This is a genomic window from Clostridium sediminicola, assembly GCF_050402865.1.
In the GTDB taxonomy this organism is placed as follows: Bacteria; Bacillota; Clostridia; order Clostridiales; family Clostridiaceae; genus Clostridium_AF; species Clostridium_AF sediminicola.
This window is the reverse complement of record NZ_BAABMF010000010.1, coordinates 89,603-114,132: the sequence shown is the minus strand read 5'-3', so window position 1 is coordinate 114,132 and position 24,530 is coordinate 89,603. Positions and strand designations below refer to the sequence as shown.

23 protein-coding genes, 2 pseudogenes, 2 riboswitches and 1 other annotated feature are annotated in these 24,530 nt (G+C 31.3%); of the genes and pseudogenes, 3 read left to right on the top strand and 22 right to left on the bottom strand.

All coding sequences use genetic code 11. The annotated features are described in order from the left end of the window. Positions 1 to 22: 22 nt before the first annotated feature. From grdD to ACQ3F0_RS16175, 12 genes are all read right to left on the bottom strand, one after another. Positions 23 to 1,204, bottom strand: a complete 1,182-nt coding sequence (gene grdD / locus ACQ3F0_RS16230; RefSeq protein WP_428866470.1) for a glycine/sarcosine/betaine reductase complex component C subunit alpha — start codon at positions 1,202 to 1,204, stop codon at positions 23 to 25. Positions 1,205 to 1,221: 17 nt separating this feature from the next. Then, positions 1,222 to 2,760, bottom strand: a complete 1,539-nt coding sequence (gene grdC / locus ACQ3F0_RS16225; RefSeq protein WP_428866416.1) for a glycine/sarcosine/betaine reductase complex component C subunit beta — start codon at positions 2,758 to 2,760, stop codon at positions 1,222 to 1,224. Positions 2,761 to 2,856: 96 nt separating this feature from the next. Continuing rightward, positions 2,857 to 3,330, bottom strand: a complete 474-nt coding sequence (gene grdA, locus ACQ3F0_RS16220; RefSeq protein ID WP_428865769.1) for a glycine/sarcosine/betaine reductase complex selenoprotein A — start codon at positions 3,328 to 3,330, stop codon at positions 2,857 to 2,859. A 48-nt stretch (positions 3,331 to 3,378) separates the two neighbouring features. Further along, a complete protein-coding gene (trxA, locus tag ACQ3F0_RS16215) occupies positions 3,379 to 3,699 on the bottom strand; it encodes a thioredoxin TrxA (protein ID WP_428866415.1) in 321 nt (106 codons plus the stop codon). A gap of 42 nt (positions 3,700 to 3,741) precedes the next feature. Further along, a complete protein-coding gene (gene trxB, locus ACQ3F0_RS16210; protein WP_428866414.1) occupies positions 3,742 to 4,680 on the bottom strand; it encodes a thioredoxin-disulfide reductase in 939 nt (312 codons plus the stop codon). Between the two features lie 34 nt (positions 4,681 to 4,714). After that, positions 4,715 to 6,196 (bottom strand): glycine betaine uptake BCCT transporter, encoded by a 1,482-nt coding sequence (locus ACQ3F0_RS16205; RefSeq protein ID WP_428866413.1) that lies wholly within the window; start codon positions 6,194 to 6,196, stop codon positions 4,715 to 4,717. Positions 6,197 to 6,210: 14 nt separating this feature from the next. Next, on the bottom strand, positions 6,211 to 7,524 hold the full coding sequence (grdH, locus tag ACQ3F0_RS16200) for a betaine reductase selenoprotein B (protein ID WP_428866412.1): 1,314 nt from the start codon (positions 7,522 to 7,524) through the stop codon (positions 6,211 to 6,213). Between the two features lie 15 nt (positions 7,525 to 7,539). Beyond that, on the bottom strand, positions 7,540 to 8,868 hold the full coding sequence (locus tag ACQ3F0_RS16195; RefSeq protein WP_428866411.1) for a glycine/sarcosine/betaine reductase component B subunit: 1,329 nt from the start codon (positions 8,866 to 8,868) through the stop codon (positions 7,540 to 7,542). A 210-nt stretch (positions 8,869 to 9,078) separates the two neighbouring features. Next, the gene (locus ACQ3F0_RS16190) at positions 9,079 to 9,747 is read right to left on the bottom strand and encodes a TetR/AcrR family transcriptional regulator (protein ID WP_428866410.1); all 669 of its coding nucleotides are present in this window, start codon (positions 9,745 to 9,747) and stop codon (positions 9,079 to 9,081) included. A 232-nt stretch (positions 9,748 to 9,979) separates the two neighbouring features. Further along, the gene (locus tag ACQ3F0_RS16185) at positions 9,980 to 10,207 is read right to left on the bottom strand and encodes a thioredoxin family protein (RefSeq protein WP_428866409.1); all 228 of its coding nucleotides are present in this window, start codon (positions 10,205 to 10,207) and stop codon (positions 9,980 to 9,982) included. Positions 10,208 to 10,269: 62 nt separating this feature from the next. Then, positions 10,270 to 11,286: a permease gene (locus ACQ3F0_RS16180; RefSeq protein ID WP_428866408.1), complete on the bottom strand. Its 1,017-nt coding sequence runs from the start codon at positions 11,284 to 11,286 to the stop codon at positions 10,270 to 10,272. A gap of 15 nt (positions 11,287 to 11,301) precedes the next feature. Then, positions 11,302 to 11,652, bottom strand: coding sequence for an ArsR/SmtB family transcription factor (locus ACQ3F0_RS16175; RefSeq protein ID WP_428866407.1), 351 nt, complete (start codon positions 11,650 to 11,652; stop codon positions 11,302 to 11,304). A 422-nt stretch (positions 11,653 to 12,074) separates the two neighbouring features. Here ACQ3F0_RS16175 and ACQ3F0_RS16170 point away from each other — a divergent pair, with 422 nt between their 5' ends. Together ACQ3F0_RS16170 and ACQ3F0_RS16165 are read left to right on the top strand one after the other, a co-directional pair. Continuing rightward, positions 12,075 to 13,448 (top strand): DUF4317 domain-containing protein, encoded by a 1,374-nt coding sequence (locus ACQ3F0_RS16170; RefSeq protein ID WP_428866406.1) that lies wholly within the window; start codon positions 12,075 to 12,077, stop codon positions 13,446 to 13,448. A gap of 114 nt (positions 13,449 to 13,562) precedes the next feature. Then, on the top strand, positions 13,563 to 13,898 hold the full coding sequence (locus ACQ3F0_RS16165; RefSeq protein WP_428866405.1) for a DUF1292 domain-containing protein: 336 nt from the start codon (positions 13,563 to 13,565) through the stop codon (positions 13,896 to 13,898). Positions 13,899 to 14,016: 118 nt separating this feature from the next. Here the strand turns inward: ACQ3F0_RS16165 and ACQ3F0_RS16160 are convergent, their stop codons facing one another. From ACQ3F0_RS16160 to ACQ3F0_RS16135, 6 genes and pseudogenes are all read right to left on the bottom strand, one after another. Continuing rightward, a complete protein-coding gene (locus ACQ3F0_RS16160) occupies positions 14,017 to 14,373 on the bottom strand; it encodes a hypothetical protein (protein ID WP_428866404.1) in 357 nt (118 codons plus the stop codon). Between the two features lie 83 nt (positions 14,374 to 14,456). Further along, a riboswitch (SAM riboswitch) is annotated at positions 14,457 to 14,568 on the bottom strand. Positions 14,569 to 14,914: 346 nt separating this feature from the next. After that, positions 14,915 to 15,220, bottom strand: a complete 306-nt coding sequence (locus ACQ3F0_RS16155) for a hypothetical protein (protein WP_428866403.1) — start codon at positions 15,218 to 15,220, stop codon at positions 14,915 to 14,917. Between the two features lie 140 nt (positions 15,221 to 15,360). After that, a complete protein-coding gene (locus ACQ3F0_RS16150) occupies positions 15,361 to 15,588 on the bottom strand; it encodes an ATP-binding cassette domain-containing protein (RefSeq protein ID WP_428866402.1) in 228 nt (75 codons plus the stop codon). Positions 15,589 to 15,778: 190 nt separating this feature from the next. Continuing rightward, positions 15,779 to 16,642 (bottom strand): annotated as a pseudogene (locus tag ACQ3F0_RS16145) (iron chelate uptake ABC transporter family permease subunit). An 11-nt stretch (positions 16,643 to 16,653) separates the two neighbouring features. After that, positions 16,654 to 16,914: a hypothetical protein gene (locus tag ACQ3F0_RS16140; RefSeq protein WP_428866401.1), complete on the bottom strand. Its 261-nt coding sequence runs from the start codon at positions 16,912 to 16,914 to the stop codon at positions 16,654 to 16,656. Between the two features lie 105 nt (positions 16,915 to 17,019). Then, positions 17,020 to 17,191: riboswitch (cobalamin riboswitch) on the bottom strand. A gap of 380 nt (positions 17,192 to 17,571) precedes the next feature. Then, the gene (locus ACQ3F0_RS16135) at positions 17,572 to 18,762 is read right to left on the bottom strand and encodes a PspC-like choline-binding domain-containing protein (RefSeq protein ID WP_428866400.1); all 1,191 of its coding nucleotides are present in this window, start codon (positions 18,760 to 18,762) and stop codon (positions 17,572 to 17,574) included. Positions 18,763 to 19,300: 538 nt separating this feature from the next. On the opposite strand from ACQ3F0_RS16135, the pseudogene ACQ3F0_RS16130 reads away from it, so the two are divergent. Then, positions 19,301 to 19,554 (top strand): annotated as a pseudogene (locus tag ACQ3F0_RS16130) (helix-turn-helix domain-containing protein); the annotation flags it as partial. A gap of 723 nt (positions 19,555 to 20,277) precedes the next feature. On the opposite strand, the gene ACQ3F0_RS16125 reads toward ACQ3F0_RS16130, so the two are convergent. From ACQ3F0_RS16125 to ACQ3F0_RS16110, 4 genes are all read right to left on the bottom strand, one after another. Then, the gene (locus tag ACQ3F0_RS16125; RefSeq protein ID WP_428866399.1) at positions 20,278 to 21,078 is read right to left on the bottom strand and encodes an ABC transporter ATP-binding protein; all 801 of its coding nucleotides are present in this window, start codon (positions 21,076 to 21,078) and stop codon (positions 20,278 to 20,280) included. Further along, entirely contained in the window at positions 21,065 to 21,982 is a 918-nt protein-coding gene (locus ACQ3F0_RS16120) for an ABC transporter permease (RefSeq protein ID WP_428866398.1), read from the bottom strand. Before ACQ3F0_RS16120 ends, ACQ3F0_RS16125 begins: the two co-directional genes overlap by 14 nt. Positions 21,983 to 22,000: 18 nt before the next feature. Then, a complete protein-coding gene (locus ACQ3F0_RS16115; RefSeq protein WP_428866397.1) occupies positions 22,001 to 23,005 on the bottom strand; it encodes an ABC transporter substrate binding protein in 1,005 nt (334 codons plus the stop codon). Between the two features lie 57 nt (positions 23,006 to 23,062). Then, positions 23,063 to 23,305, bottom strand: a binding site (T-box leader). A 323-nt stretch (positions 23,306 to 23,628) separates the two neighbouring features. Beyond that, complete coding sequence (locus tag ACQ3F0_RS16110) at positions 23,629 to 24,513, bottom strand: hypothetical protein (RefSeq protein ID WP_428866396.1); 885 nt, start codon at positions 24,511 to 24,513, stop codon at positions 23,629 to 23,631. Positions 24,514 to 24,530: the final 17 nt, after the last annotated feature.

Below are 24,530 nucleotides of genomic sequence, written 5' to 3'. Positions count from 1 at the left end.
TCTATTCCTCCCGTATATATTTCTAACAGCAATCTCCCTCTTTTGCAATAAATCCAACACATTGTAAAACTTCTCTAGCTTCTGCAACTTTTGTTTCATGAACCATTACTATTGGTCCTGTACATCCCATTCCACTCTCAGCATAGATTCCATTTTTCCAAAGTGCTTTTACGGCATCTTCAAGTTCCATTATATCTACTCCTGATAATGAACCTGTTACTACTTGCTTCGGTGGTGCTGTTATTTCTTCTTCATCTGAAGATTTTTTTGCATCTTTATTAAGAGATTCTAAAATTGAATTTAGTTTTGCATCTTTTGCTTTTTTGAATTCTGCTTTTGATTTTTCTACTACTTTACCTTTTGCAAGGTCTGCTGCATATTTTATTGCGTTTGCTACAACTGGTATTCCTGATGCTCTTGATACTATTAGTATATTTCTTTCATATCCTTCTCCAACTCCAGGACCATATCCGTATCCTGTTGCTTCGTAGCTTCCACCTGTTGTGTAAGCTGAGAATACTTTCATCATAATGTTACCTGTTAAAGTATCAGTAATCATAACATCTGCTGTGCCAGCTAATAAGTCATTACCTCTCATTACGGCTCCGCCATCGGCACGAGCTGAGTCAGCAAATTTTATTTTATATCCGTTACTATTTAATTCTTTTAAAATACGCTCTACTTGTCTTGCTCCATCTAAGTTAAGAATTCCAACTGTTGGCTCTTCTATTCCCATAGATTTTGCAGTTATAATTCCGTGCAAAGCGTTTTTAACCATAGCTTCTACTCTGTTTACTGCTGCCGTTCCTGTAGTAGTAGCTAGGAACATTTCTTTTCCCATTCCTGGAGTTATTACTCTTCCTACTGTTGAAACTCCAACTGGGAAGTTATAGTGCATAGTTACACAACCTTGAAGTTCTCCACTATCTAATAACTCTTCCATTTTAGAGTACATTTCATCTTCACTGTTTGCTTCAACTATTGTAAGTTCTGTTTCAACCTTCGGTCCTATTAAAACAACCTCAATATTTTCAGAAGTTTTTGAAGCTAATTCTGCTGCTTTTAGAAGATTTTCAGTTCCATGCTCTGAACCTAAAGTAGTTATTCCTATTCTTACTTTCTTTCCAAATTGACCAGATTCAATTGCCTCTGATACTTCAAGCAATGCATTTCCAATCATTTCTTTAACTGAAGATTTACTCATTGTCATATAGTTCACCCCTATTCCTTTAGTAGAAGTGCTGCTAAATCTCTCATTGATTCTGCAATTAATGTTTTAACTTCATCTTGAGAAACACTTGAACCAGCTTCCTCTTTTTTGCCTGAATTTCTTTCTATAACAACTGAAACTCCATCAAATAGGTTAGTCATACGACCTAAGAACAAGCTTCCTTTTGCTACGATCATTACTTTATTTAAACTACCTTCTGTTAAATCATCCATAGCAAAACCTAAGTAAGGAACTCCTGATGGAATATGACCTTGAGTTGGAGCCCATCCTGGCATTCCATGTTTTTTGATAAATGGAAGTAATTCTTTTCTTTCAAGCTCTTTTCTCTTAACACCTAATGCACCAATCATTTTGTAGTTTCCTTCTGGTACATCTCCAGCTCCTGCTGGTTTAGTTACATCTGGATTTTGCATTTCAACTGAGTATTTATCTATATCAGTGATTTTTAATCCTGCTCTATCTAAAGGTGCAGCGATTAATGATGTCATTACTGCCTGTGGTGAAGAACCTGTACCAACTGTATGTCTTCCTAAAATATCTGTTCTAATTAGAGGGCTTACGCCATCATTTTCACTAATTAATACTGCAAATCCACCTAATATATCTTCAAGTACAGGAATTCCTTTTTTAACATGGTCTTTTCCGTTCATTCCAAGCTTCGCTGTAGCACCACCAGCTACTATAACAACATTTTTGTATATTCCTGCTTGAACTAAAGCTGACGCTTCTATAAGTGCATGAGTTGGTGCAGCACAGAACCCTCTAGTATCAGAACCTGTTGCATTTACAGCACCTGATATCTCTGCTATAGATTTTGCAAAGTTTCCGCCACCTCTTTGGTTCATGTCTCCGCAAGCTTCTTCTGAACATTCAATTACATATTCAATATCTTCAACATTAATGTTGTTTTTAGCAACAAGATTTTTGAATGCAAGAACACCAGATGCTTTAACAACTAAGTTTTCGAATAAAACATGAGCAGTTAAGTTTCCATCTATATCATGAGCTTTTTTAACACATCCAACTAATTTCCCATCATTATAGATTCCTTCTCCATGAAGTTCGTTAACAATGTTCTCAATCTCTTCCATTGAGTCTCCATCTTGTAACTTATCTATCTCATCTTTGAATAATGGGTGATTAGCTAATTTTTCTTTGATGCTTGCAGTGATTTCTTTATTAAGTTTTACAAGTTCAAAAGCATCTGAAATCTTCATAAGACCAATAAACTCATCTTGTGGCATGATCTCACCAAATTTACCATCACGAGTTACACCTTCAACGCTCTTGTCGTACCAAGGCATCTCATATCCTCTTAATTCTTCTGGTGTCATGTTTCCTATATAAGCTTGGTTTGGTGCATAGTTAACCACTTCTTCAAATGGTCTAATATATTTAGAAATCTCCTTCAAATAATGTGAATCAGGATTTGTTATTTTCTCCATTGTTTGAGTTGTACCATTATGTAAAATCATGTCAGGAGTATTTACTAATACATAACCAGTTCCTTTAATAACTGCATAGTTCATTTTATTTTCCCTCCGATTTAATTAAATTTATAACTTGCCACTTCTATATATAAAAAAACGAGTGATGCGCACATCACCCATTTCATATTTTGAACATTATAAAAATTTACAAAATTGTTCTCTGATAGAAGACATTTCAGAAATTATATCATCTACATCTAATACCATTTCCATCATGCCTATTTGCTCTTCGTATACTTCCTCATTTACTGCTTCTTTTACTTCTGGCTCTACTACGTGATAAGTTTTTAGTCCCAACTGGACTCCTGCTAATGAACCTGCGAAAGTAGGGTCTCCGTTTGTAACTGTTTCTGCTGCTAATCCTGCAGCTTCACCTTCTGCTGCACCTAAAAGAACTATCATGTTCTCTGCACCATACTTTTCAGTTAAACTTTTTACCCTATTTTGATTTTCTAGATCCATAGCACCTGCAGCTGTTCAGACAAAGCATTCTGTTGATGAAAAAACTATTTCAGCACCAGTACCTTTGATACATTCAGCTATTGCAGGACCAGGTATACCATCTCTATCGCCAACGATGATTACTTTTGCTCCTTCAAACATACTCATGTTCGATATCCTCCTTTTATTTTATAAAATATAGATCTCTATTATTTTTTAGCCTAAGTGTTTATTAATCATTGCATCAATATTAGCTTTTGTTGCATCAGTTTTAGTTAATTCATCAATCTTAACTCCATCTCTATAAAGAGATATTGTTGGAAGACCTAAAACTTTTTGAGAAATTGCTAATCTTCTAGCTTTTGAAGTATTCAATTTAGTGAATTTCATTTTTCCTTCATACTCCTCAGATAATGCTATAACATCTGGTAATAATGCTTCGCATGGTACACATCCATCACCAAAATAGTCAACTAATACTAATCCTTCTGCTTCTAAAACTTCAGTATTAAAAGTATTTTTATCTAAAATAACCATACTTTCACCTCCCTAAACTTGTAATCTTTATAGTATAAATTCTTATTCAGAATCTTCAACGTATCTTTCAGCATTTACAGCTGCAATTGCTCCATCTCCTGCTGCTGTAATTACTTGTCTTAAAGATTTAACTCTAATATCTCCAGCCGCAAATACACCTTCGATATTTGTTTTCATGTCTTGATCTGTAACAATATATCCATGTTCCATTTCAATTTGTCCTTCATATAACTTACTAATTGGAGTGTATCCAATGAAAACAAATATTCCAAAGATTCCATCATCTTCATCAGCAAAATACTCAGTTGTTTCTCCAGTTTTAGTATTTTTGAAGATAGCTGACTCTACTATGCCATCACCTTTTATTTCTTCAATTACTGAATCCCACATAAAATGCATCTTCTCATTTTTAAATGCTTTTTCCTGAATTGACTTTGCAGCTCTTAATTCATCTCTTCTATGAACTATAGTTACTTTTCTTGCAAACTTAGTTAAGTATAATGCTTCTTCAACAGCAGAGTCTCCTCCACCTACTACAAATACTTCTAATCCTGCAAAGAAATCAGCATCACAAGTTGCACAATATGAAACTCCTTTACCTGTAAATTCTGCTTCCCCTGGACAACCAATTAATTTTGGTTCTGCACCAGTTGCAATTATTACAGATTTTGCATGATACTCTCCTTTTTCCCCTTTAATAACTTTTACTTTACCAGAAAGTTCAACTTCAACAATATTGTCACTTACTCTTTCAGCTCCAAATTGTTCAGTTTGATTGACCATTCTAGCTATTAAACTAGGACCACTTTCTTCCGGCATAGCACCAGGATAATTTGCAATCTCATGAGTTATCACAATTTGTCCACCTGGACTATCTTTCTCCAAAATTAAAGTTTTCATTCTTGCTCTAGCTGCGTAAAGTCCTGCAGATAATCCAGCTGGTCCCGCGCCAATGATGACAACATCATACAAATTCTCCATCATGTTACCTCCTAATATTTTAACTCAAATATATTTATAATTTTTCTTTATTAAATGCTTTAAATAATGATACACAAGCAAAGAACATTATGAATATGAAAGGGAAAGCTGCTGCAACAGAAGCTGTTTGTAATGCAAGTATTCCACCTGACAATAATAATGCTGTTGCAAGTAATGACTGTACTAATCCCCATATTACTTTTTTTCTTGATGATGGATTCAAATCTCCACCAGATGTAAACATCCCAAGAACAAATGTAGCAGAGTTTGCACTTGTAATAAAGAATGTGCATAATAATAATAATGTAATAATCGATAGTATTTTTCCTAAAGGATATTGGCCATAAGCGGCAAACAAAGCAGTTTCCGGAACTTTAACAACTTCTGCTAACTGTTGAATTCCCATTTTATCCACTAAACCTATTCCTAATCCTCCAAATATAGCAAACCATACAAATGATGCTATAGCTGGTGCAACTATTACTCCAAGAATAAATTCTTTTACTGTTCTTCCTTTAGATATTCTTGCAATAAAAGACCCTACAAATGGCGCCCATGCGATCCACCAAGCCCAATAGGATACAGTCCATCCATTTACCCATTTATTTTCTCCCAAAATATTCAAATGTAAACTGTCAGTAATGAAATTATTTAAATATCCTCCAAGACCTTCTGCAAGAGAATTCATCATTATTATCTTTGGTCCAATTAAAAATGTTAGTAAAATTAATCCACCAGCTAAATATAAATTGATATCTCCTAATAATTTAATTCCTTTTTCAATACCTGCTACTGCAGTACCAATATATAATACTGTGATTATACCAATAATCCCTATCTGAACATAAGAATTAATTGGTAATCCGAACACATAATTCATTCCACTATTTATTTGCATTGTTCCAAGGCCTAAAGATGTAGCAACTCCTGCAACTGTTGCAAATACAGCAAAGATATCAATAGTTTTTCCAATTGGTCCTCTCACTCTTTCTTCACCTAGTAAAGGAACAAATATACTACTTATTAACGCAGGATATCCTTTTCTAAATTGGAAATATGCTAAAGCAAGTCCTATTATTGAATAATTTGCCCAAGGATGAAATCCCCAATGCTTAAAAGATGCTCTCATAGCAAAAGATGCTGCTTCACTACTTCCAGGATTAGAGTGTGATACCAAGTGAGATATTGGTTCTGCAACTCCCCAAAATACTAATCCAATTCCCATACCCGCTCCAAATAACATTGCAAACCATGAAATAGTACTGAACTCAGGTTCAGAATCATCTGGTCCAAGCTTTATTTTTCCAAATTTACTGAATCCAAGCATCAAAGCCACAATTACAAATATAAACATAGCAAATAAATATAACCATCCAAAGTTATTTTGTAAAAATCCCATTAATTTATTTGCTACTTTTGAAAAGTGATCATTGAAGACCAATCCCCAAATAGCTATTATAAAAACTATGAACAAAGAAACGTAATATACTATTTTGCTGTTTTTTTGGGACGTCATTCTTAATCACCCTCCTATTTCTTTACTTTAAATACTGTTTGTTCTTCTACATCTTGTGTTAAAGCATCTAATGCAACTGATACACGATGATGTCTAAGTTTCCATTGCTCCTCTTTTGGTGTATTAGGATCTCCTAATGGATATGGTATTGAAATAGTAGGTACTATTTTGTTTGCTCCAACAGTTGTTGCTACTGGTATTAAGTTACACATTATAACTATAGGATAACCAGCTCTTTCAAATTCTTTTACCATCGTTGCACCGCAACGTGTACAAGTTCCTCAGGTTGAAGTCATTATAATTGCATCCACACCATCTTTTTGCAAGAATGGAATTATCTCTTTTGCCATTCTACTAGCCTCTGCTTCAGTTGTTCCAGTACCAACTGTAGAATAGAAATAGTCATCTAGCTTTCCAAGTATACCTTGTTTCTCAATATCTCTCATAACATCAACTGGTACACAAACATTAGGATCAGCATCTGCTGCTGCTGGGTCATAACCTGCGTGGATTGTTTTAAATACTCCGCCTTCTAATCTATCCATTTTACTTATATCATATCTTCCCCATCTTGTTGCAGATGCAGATTGAATTCTATCAGGATTATCTACTGGTACAATACCTCCAGTTGTTACAATAGCAACTCTAGTTTCAGCAAGATTTTTGATTGGTGCTGCAATAGGAATTCTGTCTATCTTAGGAATTGGTAATTCAGTTACATATGGTTCGTTATTTACTTTTTTAAGCAACATTTCAATAGCTCTATCTGCTGCTGGTCTACCATCGTTAAGCCATACTTGATGTCTTATTCCTCGTGCGAAATATCCTTCTTCTTCAGCTAAGAATTCAGTTTTTCCTTCTAATATTTTATCTCCTAATCCACCCATTTTTGCAGTATCTTTTCTCATAGCAGCTGCACTTTTTCCTCCTGGGAAAACATACATATGTTTTTTAAACATTTCAACACCTGGGTTTTCTTCGTGCATAGAAGTAATAACTTCAACACCGAATTTTTCCTTAACGTGTTTACATATAGTTCCACATGCAACTCCATAACGACCTGCTTGGAAAGCTGGTCCTGCGAAAAAAATATCAAACTCTATGCCTTCAAGCATTTCACTTATTAATTCTATAGCTTCTTCAGTATTTGAACCCATAAAATTATCTCCACATATTACAGTATGTGTTATTTCAGCATTTTTTAAATTAGCATTTAATGCCATTGCAGGTCCTACTAATCCTTCTCTAATTTCTGGTCTATGATCAGCCTTTTCTTCTCCACCGATCCCAGCGAAAAATTGATTTATATACATTATAGCTTTTCTCATAACGTTCTCCTTCCTTTAAAATTCTTTCATTGTCTTAGGTGACCATCCGCATACTTGATCTCCACAGAACATTGAATTGTTTTCTAATATAATACTTCCGTCTTCTTTAACTGATGGTCCTAACTTTTCATCATGTGCCCATCCGCCTGATAATCCATCTCTTCCTAATGCCTCTAATTCACCAATTACGTTTTTCATTGGAGGTAATTTTATAAGTTGAGATACATTTCCACAAGATACGATTGCATTTGCTAATTCATCTAGTGTTACAAGAGGTTGTGATTGTCCATCTCTACCTGTACATTCATTTGTCATTCCGACAGTTTTTACTCCGGCCTTTTCTAATTCAACAAAGCATGCAATAAAATCTGCATCAGGATTACCATAGCCTTCTTCTGCCAATATAGCACTATCAGCACCAACCATTTTAGCTAGTTTACTTACATATTGAGCTGATCTTTGCTTTTGTTCCAAAGAAACATTTAAGTTTGATAAAATAACGCCTAAGAAGTTCAATGTTTTTCCGTGTTCTTCATATAATCTTTTTATAGTTGGATTATTTTGAAAATCGTAAGTTGACCATTTAGATGAACAAGGCATAAATGATCCAGATATAATTGCTCCATCCAACACTTCATTTGGATGCACTAGTGAAGGTATATAATGATTTAAATCCCATCCATATAATAAATCATTGTATCCCATTTCTTCCATCTGAGATTGAGGTTGCATAACGTAAACAACTGATGGTAGCTCTTCTATAGATTTTTCTCGTTTAATCATTGCTCCTAGTTCATATACGTTTACATCATCAGGTTCCAAATCCTTAACAATAGATCCTAGATATTCTGCCAATCTGTGAGCTGCCCAACGAATTGCATGATTTTTCTTTTGTTGTTCATGTCTTTCTTCAACCTCATCAGTATCAACTACTAAACAAACATTATTTAATTGTGAAAAAAGTGTATATTTAGCACCTTCTCCTGACATATCAATAAGGCCATCTCCAAAACTTCCCCAATGTTTACCTACTGCTAAAACACTACAACCTTTTAACGCATGTGTTCTTCCATATCCAGTTTGTACTACTTCTCCTGTCACACCTGGAAAAGCAGGAATATCATCATTAACTTTAACCCTTGGTTCAACTGCCTCCTTTACTGGAACAATTCTTGTTTCATCGCCTGGCTTTGCAATAACCAAATCAGCATCAGTTATATGCTGATCTTCTCTTACTACTTCAAGAGCCTCTTCTTTATTAATCCAAAGAGTTCCATCTGAGAATTTTGATTCACTTCCAAATCTAATATCCTTGACATAAAAATTACCTAACTCTAACTTCACTATAGTAGCTCCTTTCTTTGTTAAATTTTAATCAATTTCATTGTACACTATTTTCAGACTTTTGTAAACATGATTATAAAATAAACATGATTATTTTTTCAGAAAATTTTCTTTTCCGTGTTAATTTAACATAAAAAATGAAAGAACAGGGAAATAATCACCCCTGTTCTTACATAATTTCTCAATTATATTTATTATTGTTTGGTCTTCCTACTCCTTATATCCCTCTAATATTTTACGGATGTACTTAACAGTCTTTTTAACTTCTTCTTCTATATTTATTTCTTCGTAATCAAGCTTATCTATAATTCTTGCAAGCATTCCTCTATAAAAAACTATGATAAAATCATTTATTTCATCAATGTTTTGCTCTCTAATATAATTTTCTTCCACTAAATTCATTAGTATTGCTTTATCTCTTGAATGAATATCCTTTTCAATTAACATTTGCGAAACGTAACTATTGTATTTACCAAAATCAAAAGGAAAAATACTAAAATAGTCATTAAATATTTCTGAAGTAGTCTGTTTAGTACTGGAAAAGAAAATAGTTCTATATATCTTAGGATTCTTGTAAGAATGAGTACAAAATTTTTCCCAAATTAATAAAAATCTTTCATATCCATTCTTTGCTTCTTTGATGTAATCATTTAAAGAAATATAATAATCTTTTAAATATGATATAGCAGAATAACATACTAAATGTTCAAGATTTTCAAAGTAATTGTATATTGTTGCACTATTATACCCTGCTAGGTCTGCAACCTTTCTTATTGTTAGTTGGTCAATTCCTTCTTCATCTATTATTTTATCTGCAGCGTCTATAAAATAACTCATCATTCTTTTTCTTTTTATTTCTTTTTTATCAATTGTTGTCATATGATACTCCTATTCCAAGCTATGTGATTTGAATATTATGTAGATATTCTTCGCTTTCCAATTTTATCAATATACTTCAGTATACTATTTTAATATAATTTATTCCAGTGTTAATAAAATAAAACTTATTTTGGAATAAAAAAGTTCTTAATTCTGTTTTTAATCATTTCATACTTTCATAATCAAAAATAACTACCTTAGTATTTATTCTAAGATAGTTATTTTAATTATTTTATAATAATTTGATTATTTCATCAACTTTTGCAACTCTACCTGAGACTTTTACTTTTTCATCTATTACTAATGCAGGTGTTTTCATCACTCCGTACTTCATAATATCTTTGAAATCAGTAACCTTTTCAACTGATACATCTTTCCCAGATTCTGAGACAGCTTTTTTTGCATTTTCCTCTAATTTCTTACACTTTGTACATCCTGTTCCTAATACTTTAATAATCATATTATTAACTCCTTTTCAAATAAATTTATTTATTGTGATTAATTTATCACTTATATCCTCTATTAAACAAATATATATGCGAAAGCATTAAATAAATATCCAATGATAATTATTCCAATAGACACTATTGTAATAAAAGCTCCTAATAACTTAGGTTTAACAACCTTACTTAACATTACCATAGAAGGGAGTGAAAGAGCTGTTACAGCCATCATAAAAGATAATACTGTTCCAATTCCTACTCCTTTTCCAAACAACGCTTCTGCTATAGGCAATGTTCCAAAAATATCTGCATACATTGGTATTCCAACTATTGTTGCTAATAAAACTGAAAAAGGATTATTACCTCCGATAACATTTTCTATAATAGATTGTGGTATCCAATTATGAATAGTAGCGCCTATTCCAACCCCTACTAAAACATATATCCAAACTCTATTAATAATATCCTTAACTTGATCCTTTGAATAAGAAATTCTATCTTCTTTAGTCATTTCTTCAATATTTGCATCAACATTTTCAATTTCTCGAACATAGCCTTCAACATACTTTTCGAGCCCTAGCTTGTCAATTAGAGTTCCACCAATGACTGCAAGTATTAACCCAACTATTACATAAGCACCTGCAATCTTAGCCCCAAAGAATGACATTAATAAAAGAAAAGATGCTAAATCCACCAATGGAGAAGATATTAAGAAAGAAAATGTTATCCCAATAGGTAACCCTGCTGAAGTAAAACCTATAAATATGGGAATACTAGAACAGCTGCAAAATGGAGTTATCGTTCCTAGTAATGCTCCTAAAATATTTCCTTTTATACCCTTTATACCACCTAACAACTTTTTTGTTCTCTCTGGAGGGAAATAACTCTGAATATATGAAATCACAAAAATAAGAACAGATAATAAAATAAATATCTTTATTGTATCATATATAAAAAAATGTATACTTCCACCAACATTATCCTCTATTGATAATCCAAAAACTTTTTCAACCAATAACCTTACTAAATTATGTAGCCAAGTCATTTTTAATAATTGATCATTTAACCACCCGAATATACTAGTAATAAAAACCATGTTACAAAATCCTCCCTACTTTTTACGTCCCCTTATTTTAATTTCTTTGAATATATCTGCTTCCTTTAATCTTTCTAAGTCTTTAGTGATTTTTTCATTATCACCAGATTGTTCGATGATACCCTCAAGAATATCTCTTAACATCTTATTATCACTTAAGTAATAGTTTATATATTGCTCTTCTCTTTGATCTTTCACAAATCCCATATCTCTAAGTTTTGCTAAGTGCTTTGAAATTTTAGGTTGTGACTCTTCAAGTATTCCTTGCATTTGACAAACGCATAACTCTCTATGGTACATTATTATCAAGATTCTTAATCTTGTCTCATCAGACAAAACCTTAAATAAGTTCGTCAACTCATCCATATTACCTCTCCTTCATCATCTTGGTTATTTATCATGTTTATATACCCATATGAGTATATAAACATGATAGTATTTTTATTTTAGTTTGTCAAGAAGAAATAGTAATTTTTCCAGATTTTTTTTAAACCACGCTCATAACAATCAAGAATCAAAAAAAACTGCAAATAAATTAAATTTCCATGCCACCTTCAATAAGTTTACCTAATAAAATCTTTAATTAATATAAAAAAAATACTATAATTAATAGTGATAATATACTATTTAATGATGTTAACAGTTGACTGTTTACAGTTTACAGTAACGGATACCTTTCGATAAATCGAAAGCTTTTAATTGAAATTTTAAGATTTTCTGAAAGAAAATCATCCTTAACTGTAAACTGTGCATTGTGAACTGTGAACTAGATATAAAGGGGTTTATATATGAGAAAAAAAGATATACTTGAGTTAAAAAGACGTTTTAAAAAAGGTCATTGTACCTTCACTAAAACGTGCGGATGCTATGTTAATGGTGAAAAACATGTTATTTTAAAATTTAGAGAATCCTTCCTAAATTTAGATGAGGATGAATACTTTAAATACTTAGAAATTGCTAAAAAAGTTTTATCTGGAACTATTGGAAATAATATTTTAGAACTTAACTTTCCAACTAATGAGGATCTTATAAATGAAAAGCAAATTTCTCTTATGCAGCTTAAAAACAGTAAATTAAAAGATGATGCTATTCTTGATGATTTTTATGAATCGATTATAGATAATTATGATTATACTGGTAATTTTTTAATACTTATTTTTCATGATGCTTATGATGTTATTACTAAAACCAAAGATAATGCAAAACTAGATGAATCTGAAGAAGTATATGAATATGTGTTATGTGCAATATGTCCTGTTTCACTTTCAGATCCTGGTCTTAGATACTATGAAGAAGAAAATAAAATAAAAGCACGTATTAGAGATTGGGTAGTTGGTGCCCCAACTAATGGCTTTGTGTTTCCTGCTTTTATTGATCGTAGTACAGATGTTAACTCTATTATGTATTATACAAAAAATGCAAAAGATACACATACTGAATTAATGGAAAATGCTTTAGGTTGTTATTCAAAGCAAACTGCTACTATACAAAAAGAAACATTCCAATCAATTATTAAAGATTCTTTTAGTGCTGACGAAAAGAAGGCTGATAAAATTTTTATGGAAATACAAGATAACTTAAATAATATGATAGATGAATACAATGATATATATGATGATACAGATCGTGAACCGATAAGCTTAACAAAGAAAGATATACAAAACCTTTTAATAGAAAGTGAAGTTCCCGAAGAAATTACTACTAAGATTGAAAAATCCTATATAGAAAACTTTGGTGATGATCTTCCTTTAGCAGAGAGTTTAATTGACTCAAAGGTACTTAAGGCAAATGTGCAAAGGAAAAAGGAAGAACGCCTACACAAACAAGTAGAAATACTTCAAACTAAACTTGAGCAAGTAGAAAAAGAGACTGCTATAGATAATGAAACTCCCCTGTCTACAGAAGTTAATGATGATAATCCGGTTTTAGAACAAGCTTCTGAAACTGATTTAGAAGAAACTTTAGAAACTAATTTAGAGCAAGTTCAGGATGCAAATGCAGAAGATATTAAGGTTACTTCTAGTTATGACGTTATACTTAAAGTAAAACCCGAAAAAATACCTCAAATAAAATCTCAAATGATTGATGGCCAAAAATGTATAGTTATTCCTATTAATGAGAATGAACAAACTACAGTTAATGGCTTGGATGATTTGATTTAAATTATTGGTTACTTGCAATTTAAAATTTTATGAATTAAAATGTATGAATAACCTTTTAAGGTTGCTTTTATAAAATACTAAACATATATAATTGAAAATAACGGAGGATTAAAAATGGATAACCATGAATGTAATTGCAATTGTAACGGGAATGAACTCAAAACAGAAAGTGGATGTGGTTGTGGATGTGGACACGAGCATGAACAGGAAACAATGCCTATAATAACAATACCATTGGACGATAATACTGAATTAGAGTGTAATGTGGTAGGAGTTTTTTCTTATAAAGATAATGATTATATAGCATTAATACCAGTAGATGAAGAAGAGGTTTTATTATTTACTTATGAAGAATTAGGTAACGAAATGGTGATGAATAATATAGAAGATGATGAAGAGTATGAAAAAATAGAAGAATATTTTTTTCAAATAACTAGTGAATCAAAATAATAATTTAAAAGTTAATTCTTATAAAAGAAGTGATATATTTTCAAATATATCACTTCTTTTATTGTGCATTTGAATTTAGTGGCCGTAATTGTGGTTACTACTAAAATCCCGGACCTAATTAGCTATTTATCATCCCATTAACCCTTTTATAATAATTTGAAGTTTCATCAAAATCATTAATTTTTAATTTAATCAACTCAAGAAGAGTCATATCAAAAGTAAGTATACTCTTTTGTCTAAAGGTCTCAATTTCTTCAAAAAGATTTTCTATAACCTTCTTTTTATTACAATAAATCAATGCAGTCTTTTGGTTTAACTTATACGTTATAACTTTTTCATCTTTAAATAATTTTTTGTTGATAATTGAAATTACGTATTTTACATACTCCTCAGTATTTGAATTTGTTCTTATAATAGAATCTGTAAAAGAATTACCTCCTATAACCCTTCTTGTTTCTGTATTAACATTATTCATTATTATCTGCTCCTTTTAATTTTTCTAATATATACAAAAAAACTTCCTATAGAAAATACTATAAGGAAGTTTTTTATTATTCTCGCTTATAGTCCCATATCCACAATGGCTATGGTGGGCATTAGCACCAACACTATTTCTAGTAGGTTGCTGTAAGTTCATAGAGCCTTAACTCTCCCTTACTCTTTATAAGTTTAACTATAAACATACCACTTCAACTATAAATCTAAGCAAATCTAAAACCTGCTATAACTTATGATTTTAGACTTGAATAGATTAAGTTCCCGTAAAGTATGTCATTATTCAATTGTAATTAAAAATATAAAAACCTTCTTATCCATAGGATAAGAAGGTTAATTAAACTTTTTTGTTTAAAATCTTTTTATCCTTTTTGGGTGGACCACCTTGCCCATAGACAGGTTGGTATAGGGTTACAGAGCCAATTCTCTACCCTAACTCAATATAAATAAATTTCTAAATATTTAATTATTAACATTATACATCTAAAAATCTTATTTGTAAATATACAGATTTTAAAAAATTAATATGGCAAACGATTCAATATTTGTTCTATCAAATACAAAGTACCTTTTATGCCAAAATGAGTTTTAGCGATGACATCTATATTTCCCATACTCGGAATATCAATCTCAATGGACTTAAATGTTTTATGCTCTCTACAACATTGACTAATGGTATTACCATTTGATAATAGTATTTGTCCCGGGCAATCTAGGACATCTTGTTTAAGAGCATATGATAAATGGTGATTGTTTAATAAACTCTCAAGAATATTTCTATATTCATTCATCAAACCATCTTGTACAGAAATTGATTCTGGTACCATACCTAAATAATAGAGTAAAAAGTTTGTATATGCTAAACTTGATGATGGCGCAGCATGAATTGAATATGTTACTCCTCTAGGTAATCCTGTTAGTGAATGAAGTCTTGATATATGAATATATGCTTCTCCACGTGCTCTTTCTAAATCATATTATAAGAGTGTTCCCTTAGAGAAAAAATTCCTACATCTTTTAAAGTTTGATATACAATTTCCTTATCCTCTTTATTTTTAAGTTGAAATCTATCTTGACAAGGAATTCTTCCCATCATTGCAATTTCTTCTACTGTAAAATCAAATGGAATGTTGCTTGACTCGGTCATTACACCAATCATCTTTGAAGCGTCTTTAATAGATACATCACTTAACAAATCATTACCCAGATATATTCTACTAACACTAGGCTTGATAACCCTATATATTGTCTATAGTAGTGTAGATTTTCCAGAGCCATTGGGACCAATTATCCCACAAATTCATTATTATCTATACTTGCTGAAACATCATTTAAAATCTCTTTTTCATCATATTTAAAATGTATATTTTCTAATTTTATTTTCATCAGTTTTCTCCAAAACCATATGTCTTTTTAGAAATCATATAAATAAAAAATGGGCCTCCAAGTAAAGAGGTAACAATTCCAATCGGCAGTTCCTCAACTCCCATTGCTGTTCCAGCAATATCATCTCACCAAATTAAAAATTCAGCACCAATAATCGCAGAACATAATAAAACCCTTTTATTATCTGATCCGACAATAATTCTAACAACATGCGGAACTACCAGACCTACAAAACCAATAGTTCCAGTAACAGAAACAAGAATACCTGTTATTAAAGACGTGATTACCAAATATTTTTTTCTAACTTCTTTAACATTAACGCCTAAATTTAATGCATTTTCCTCTCCTAGCAATAAAGCATTAAGAATATTACTTTCAAATATAAAATATAGCATACCTATCAATACAACTATGGTTGGCAAAATAAAATTATTCCAAGAGGCAGTTGCAATACTTCCCATAGCCAAAATGACGCAGTACGTATCCCCGCTGAATTTTTCGCCATAAAGATAACAAAGTTTGTACACGCAGCCGCCACCATTTTTATCTTCAACAGGAGTACTACCATAATCTAAGAAAATAATATAATCTGGGTTTGCATCTATTAATACTTCTGCAAAAACACGTCCCCATGCTTTATTAAGTATTTTTTCACAAACGTTAACGCCGCCTACTAACTTTATTACTTCATTAGCCATGATTGTACCAGAAGTGAAAATTAAGTTTTCATCATTAATACTGTCACATACAAATAGTTTAACTTTATCTTCTTGCTTAATATCTTTTTCTTTATCCTTAACAGCAGCAATTTTATCTTGCATTTCTTTCACTAGAGATTCTTCTTTGTCTGTTACATGGAATATAACACCAAGATTTAATATATCATCATAAACTTGGTCGATTTTTTCATAATCATGTAATGTTCCCTCTGAACAGTTATGTTTGTACTTAATACTTTTTCTGGTACATAATCCATTTCAAAGATTCTTGTACCATTTTTAATAGTAACAACTTCTTTTGACTCACTAGCTTCAGTTTGTTGCTCTGAACTAGTTGCTTTTTCATTTGTTCCTCTACATGCTACCAAAGATACCATAAGTATCATAGCAATAAGTGTTGATAATAACTTTTTCATTTTTTTCTCTCCTCGTCAACAGAAACAGTCCACAAGCGCAAAAAAAGCTATAGGAGTCCCATAGCTTTTAAATATCTACACGAACTATATTCCCCATTGAAATATTAGTTAATTCTTTTTATGGCAGGTCTCCTGACTCGAAATCAACTTCACAATCGTCTTCCCAATATAAATATCAGTGACATTTGATTGCTCATCCTTCTTACAGTAGCAAGGGCTGTTACGGATTTACACCGTATTCCCTATTAAGAATAAATTCACCATTTGAATATAATAACACTAAGTGAAATTTATGTAAAGTTATCCATGTAAACAAGCAGGATAAACGCGTGAAAAGTTATAACTGCATAAGTAAAACTACGATTTATTAAATTCAAATAATTTTACTTATGCAGTTGATTGGATTTCAACATATCGCAAATCTTTTTAATTTTCAACTTATCTTTTTTCCTATATCTAAAAGTTTTAATATTTACAATGTCCATTTACAGAAAACAAGTTCGTCGGCAAAGCCTCCTTACAAAAGCACTGGCAGGCTGTGCTCTTAGTGAGGAGGCTTTGCCGACGAACTTGCTTCATACATGTTCAAATACAAAACTACCATGATTATCCTTAAACTAATTCACTAAAAAAATTTATTACTAATTGAAATAACGACTAATGTAGATCACCGAACTCATCAAAAAAGTACCACTTTCCATCTATTTGTTTATAATATGTTACTAGTTCACCGTTAGGTAATGAATAGTTCCATGCATCTCCATCCCAAACCCAACCATTTTTATTTAGCACACCATCAGAATTAAAGAAATAAAAAGTATCATCTAGCTTCCATTTACCACACAATAATGTAAAGTCATATATAGCATAATCATTACCTGATTTATTTATCCATCCTGATTTTATTAATTTTCCTTCTGAGTTTGCATAACCCCATTGTCCATTAGATAATTTTGCCCAACAATCATGAAGTAAAGCTCCACTAGAATCAGCTGCATACATACACCCTTTAGCATTAAATTCATGTGTAGCTAATTTTCCTTCATAACTAAAGCAGTACCATTTGTTATTATGTTCAAACCATCCTGTTTTTAAGCTTCCATCAGGTTGTATATAAAACCACTCACCATTATATTCATACCATTCCCCTTGAGCTAAAGCCCCTGATTCTGTAGATAGGTAGTATTTATTACCATCAGTAAAGTTTCCTGTAAGCATATTACAAGCCTTATCAAAATAGTACCAATTACCATTTAGATTTTGCCATCCTTGCACTAAAACTCCCTCAGAATTTGCATATTTCCAACTTCCGTTATCTTCAATCCATTTATTAGGCAATAATTTATCCTGTTTATCTGTTTCTTGATATGTATCATCTTCTTTGTATGCCTTTAATCCAAAACTATCTTGATAGTAAGTTTTACCATCATATTCAAACCAACCATTAACCATAACCCCATCATCATTAAAATAATAGTTTTTACCACTAATCTCCATAAACCCTTTTAACATTCCATCTTCCAAAGTGAAATAATAAGTATTTTCAACATTTGTTTCATCCGTAATTTCTACCCACCCTAATTCTAGTTCGCCACCATAAGGACTACAATAATATTTTTTCCCTTGATAATCTAACCATCCTACAAAGTTTTTACCGTTGGCATCTTTGTAGTACCAATTATTATTCCATTTTACAAATCCATAATCCGCAGCCACTATCTCAGTTGAAATAGTTTCTGCTATTTTTGAGCCAGTATTATTAAGTTCTCCAGAGCTTGTACTAGCATAAACTAACTGAGATGATAACAATAAAGCTCCCATAACAATAGGTATAATCTTTTTTATCATAATTGACCTTTCCTCCTCTAATATCAATGTATCAACTTATATTTTCAACTAATTATAATTATAAATTATATCATACATTTTTAGAAATTAATAGCATTAATACCGTATTAAGTATGCTAATCTGATTTTATAATAAATGCTATAATTTAAAAAATAAACTAAAAAAAACAATAAGTATAATCTATCATGCTCACATTTTAAATAATTATATCTACATATTAAAAATATTTTTCTTCTTTTTCTCTCAATTTCGTATTCATTAGTAATAAATCAAAATCTTACAAGTCACCTATACTACTTTCATAGAATACATAATGTATCGAACTCACTCCTTCAGCTACATCTCAGACACGATATTTTACTGTTAAATCGTGACTTTAGAAGATTGTGAACTGCCCCTAATTTGTTTTAGTATATTGCAAACTCCTGTAAGTATCCATATATGCCGACAACATCATGGTTTTAATTCCAAAAAAAGGATTTTCATTGTTTTCTATAGCAAAGATATAGAATCTAAAATCCGCCACCAAAAATAAATTATAATTATTTTTTATCGAAATATGAATTGTTGCGTAGCAAGCACAATGATAAGGATTTTGCAATATAACATATACTTTTAGCTGCATTCAACTTTAAAAATCGTAAAAAAGGTGTAAGACAAATTAAAATGACATTGGAATACCAATATGGAATTGTATATAATCTAAAACGTATTCGTAGAATTATGGAAAATATAATATTGTTTGTCCTCATAGAAAAGCAAATCCATATAAAATAATGATAAAGTTAACCTGATAACATAAAGTGAATCACTGTAGGAATCGCAATAAATGTTGGCATAGTAATAATGGCAAACCTTGGTTATTCATGACTGATAAAAATAGTCTAATAAACCTAAGGACGATTGACATTAAGCGTCACCCAAATCTACAGATATCAAAAAATCCGTTCATTGATAAGAGATACTTCATTAAAAGAAGGATTCGACTAAAATCTCATGCTGCCGCCAGAAATGGTTAAGAAATGCTTGAACCGTATGAGCGGGAAACTCTTACGTCCGGTTCTTAGATGAGGGAAAGGGAGTAATCCCTTTTTCTTAATCGATTACACAAGTCTCTAGTTTCAAAAGTTAGTAAAAGATTGTGGTCTTGATCAGTCTATGTATAGGAGAGGTAACTATTAGGACAACGCTCCTCAAGAATCGTTCTTCGGGCATTTAAAATCTCCATTTAATGTGATGAATTTACACTTTGGGTTTAATAGTCATAATTCACCTGATTTTAAGTAAACAAGTTCGTCGGTTGCCCTCCTCACTATGAGTACCGGTGCTTTTTTGTGAGTAAGATCTGCTGACGAACTTGCTTTCTGTGACTACCTTGATTTGGTTATTACCCCACACTCTATTGAATTCTGTACTCTACGCAGAACTCAGGAAAAGATATGTTTACAACCTCTGTTTACAATCTCTGAGAATCCTAGCAAAACCTTTAAGCTTATTCATTGCTCTGGTTACTTTTAATCTTCTTTTAATAACATTCTATCATTATTTAATCTAGTTCCACTTTTTTTACTAAATTGTTCTATTAAAGAATCTACTGTCATGTTTTCTCTTTCTTTTCCTTTAATATCTAAAATAATTCTACCTTCATTCATCATTATAGTTCTTGTGCCATATTCTAAAGCATGATTCATATTGTGTGTTATCATCATTGTACAAATATTATGTTCCTTTACTATTGTTTTAGTAAGAGATAAAACTTTTGCTGCTATAGATGGGTCTAAAGCTGCTGTATGTTCATCTAAGTGTAGTAGTTTTGGTTTTACAATTGTAGCCATCAAAAGAGTAAGTGCTTGTCTTTGACCTCCAGATAAAAGACCAACTTTATTTTTCATTCTATCTTCAAGTCCTAAGCCAAGTAGTGCTACCTGTTCTCTTAAAAAATTTCTATCAGACTTATGGATGCCTTTTCTCAGCCCTCTTCTTCTTCCTTTAGATAAAGCAATAGATAAATTTTCTTCTATTGTCATATCAAAAGCTGTTCCTCTTAGAGGGTCTTGAAATACTCTTCCAATTTCTTTTGATATTTTATACTCAGGCATATATGTAATATTTTTAGAATCCAGAAAAATATTCCCTTTATCTACATTGTGAACACCTGAAATACAATTAAGCAAAGTAGATTTACCTGCTCCATTTCCACCTATTATAGTCAAAAATTCTCCTTCTTCTAAAGAAAAACTAATGTTATCAAGCGCTAATTTTTCATTGATAGTACCTATACCAAAGGTCTTACTTATAGAATTAACTTTCAACATCTGTCATTCCCCCTTTAGCATTTGCTTTTCTTATTTTATAAAAGTAAAACTTTTTATTTATTACTGGCATAGATAAGGCCAACATAACAATAATAGCTGAAATTAATTTTAAATCAGTTGCTGGCATACCTAGTTCAAGTACAAATGATATTACAATTCTATATACAATAGCTCCTAATATTACTGCAATCAATCTTCTTAATAACGACTTTGTTCCAAAAACAACCTCTCCAATAATAACTGATGCTAGCCCAATAACTACCATTCCTACTCCCATGCTAATATCTGCAAAAAGCTGATTTTGAGCAATTAAAGCCCCTGTTAATGCAACTAAGCCATTTGAAAGTGCTAATCCAATTAATATAGTAAAGTCTGTATTTGCTCCATAGGCCTTCACCATATCTGGATTATCACCTGTAGCTCTTAAAACAAATCCAAACTCTGTTCCTAAGAAAAAATATAGCATTAGCAAAATACAAATTAAAATAATAGTAGAAATAATTAATACTCTGTATTGGCCAAATACTGTATCTTTCAAAATTGAAAATATTGTTTCTTGATATAACAGATTAATATTAGCCTTATTACCCATCACTCTTAAATTTATCGAATAAAGCGCTAGCATCATTAAAATACCCGCTAGTAGAGGTTGAATTTTAAGTTTAGTGTTAAGTAAAGCAGTAAAACTCCCTGCTATTGAACCTACTAAAAAAGCTACTAAAAGTGCTAAATAGGGATGTCCTGCAACAGTTAACATTGCAGAAACAGAAGCTCCTAAAGTAAAGCTACTATCTACTGTTAAATCTGGTATATTTAAAGTTCTAAATGAAAGAAAAACTCCAAGTGCCATAATGGCATATATAATCCCTAATTCTACTGCTCCCTGCATAGATGAAAATAACATTATAAGTTCCCCTTTTTCTTATTCAAATATTTCTGCTGCTTCTTCTAAAACATCACTAGGTATTTCTATTCCTAGCTCATTGGCTGTTTTTTGATTTAAATAAATATCCATATCAGTCATAGTCTTTACTGGTATATCGCCAGGATTTTTTCCATTTAATATTTGAACTGCCATATCTGCTGTTTCTTTACCTAGAATAGAATAATTAATTCCATAAGTAGCTAATCCACCATCTTTAACCATAGAATCTGCTCCTACATAAAAAGGTACTTGAGCTTTATTAGAAATTTGAGAAACTACTGGTAACGCTGTTGCTATAGTATTGTCAATTGGTGAAAAAAGAGCATCTACTTTTCCAACTAAAGATTGAGTAACTTGCTGAACTTCTGATGAATTTGTAACAGTAGCTTCGATTACTTCCATTCCATTTGCTGCAGCATATTCTTTTAAATTATTAACAACAGAGATAGAATTTGTTTCACTTGAATTGTAAAGAGCACCAACAGTTTTGATATCTGGAGTTATTCTTTTTGCAAGTTCCATAATTTTCTCTGCTGATACAGCATCTGATGTTCCTGTAACATTTTTTCCTGGTTTATTCATATCTAAAACAAGGCCAGCACCTAAAGGATCTGTACATGCAGAAAATATAACTGGAATCTCATCTGTTGCTCCTACTACCGATTGAGCTGAAGGAGTTGCAATTGCTACTATTAAATCATATTTTTTGTTTACAAATTTATTAGAAATAGTTTTTAAGTTTGTTTGATCTCCTTGAGCGTTTTGATAATCAATAGTTACATTTTCTCCATCTTTAAAACCTTGTTCTTCTAATTGCTCTATAAAAGATTCTCTAATAGTGTTAAGAGATGGATGTTCAACTATTTGTATAATACCTATTCTTTTCTGTTCATCTTCTTTTTTAGAATCCTCTACTTTTTCATTATTAGAACATCCTCCAAAAATACCTGCCACTAAAATAGTACATAAAAAAACAATAATACCCCTAAAATTCTTTTTCATTTTAAACTCCCCTTTTTATTTTTTAATTTTTTTACACGACAAAAAACCTGTCCTTAACCAAAGGACAGGTCTAACCTGCGGTACCACCTTAATTGATGTATAAAAACACATCCACTTTAATAGAGTGCTATCACACCCATTGCCTAGTAACGTTGGCAAAACGTTGGAAGCTACTAAATCTAGATTTTTCACCCCACCCTCAGAGACCCACTTGTCTACTCCAACACTTGCTAGGATTACAGCATCCCTAACTCTCTGTAAAGCTGGTTTGTAGTTTTACTCTCTCTTCAACGGTTTATAAATTAATTTAAAGAGATAATATCATAAAAAAATTCAACTGTCAAGCTCCTCTAAGGCTGTTACAAAGAAATTCTGATAGTTCTCATGCAGTAAATTTAGCTATTTTTTTGACTCAACCTGTTTAAATACCTTCATAATTCCCCAACCTATAAAGAATCATATATATTTTGTATAAATTTATAGTCTGAAAATTTGTGCATTATTTAGCTCCCCTATAATCAAATCATGTAAATTATTTTTTCTAAATTACGCATATATTAAAATGATTATATCACAACTTCTAAGCTATATGATTGATTTTATACATTACTTTGAATATTAATTCAATTTACATTTAATTTTTCCAGACCTTCTTTTATAGTTTTGCTTTTACTTTCGTTTATTTTGTACCATTTATTATTAAATTTAAATAGATATTCCGCTGTACTCTCTTCCCACCATAAGTCTATTTTTACTCCCTTGTCCTTTTCATCATAGGAATTTTGAAAAATAATTTTAAAATCTGGTTTATCACTATCATTTCCTTGTGTTTTATGTGCCTTTTTTGCAGTATTCACAGCATTCCTAATGATATAATCATAATTTGTATCTTCTGAGAACTTTCTTCTTATAGTTTTATCTTCTAAATCTTCACATTCTACTGTTACATCATGTTGTCTATTTCTTACAATATGATTTGTGAAAAACTCTATTTTTCTATCTGGTCCAATGGAATTATACATTAGTTTACTTGGCACAAGCAAAACATAAGGTGCTGTAAATATAGCAAGACTCAATGCAATAGTTTTCTTTATTTTCAGATCATAATTTAACTTTTTAAAAGATATTTTAAGATTAAATAAATAGATGGCAACTCCTGATACAATTATTGCAATAAACACATAGCTTAATGAATAAAAGTTATCAAAGGGATTATATGAAACTGGTGAATAAACAAATTCATACCACCAGTCACCATTAGGTATGTGGGATAGAAATAATATTCCTGCACCAATAAAATCTGAGAGAAAACCAAATAGCCACACTTTTAAAATAGACTTTTTGTAGTTCTCTTTTATATCTATCTGTTTTAAAAATATCATTGAGATAATCAAAACAATACTATCAATAATAAAGTTTGCAGGAAGCACAACTATCCATGTAATTGGAAAAACTAATAAAAACCATATAGGAAATAACACATTGTATAATTTAACTTCTTTCTTCATTTTAATTCCTCCTGTAT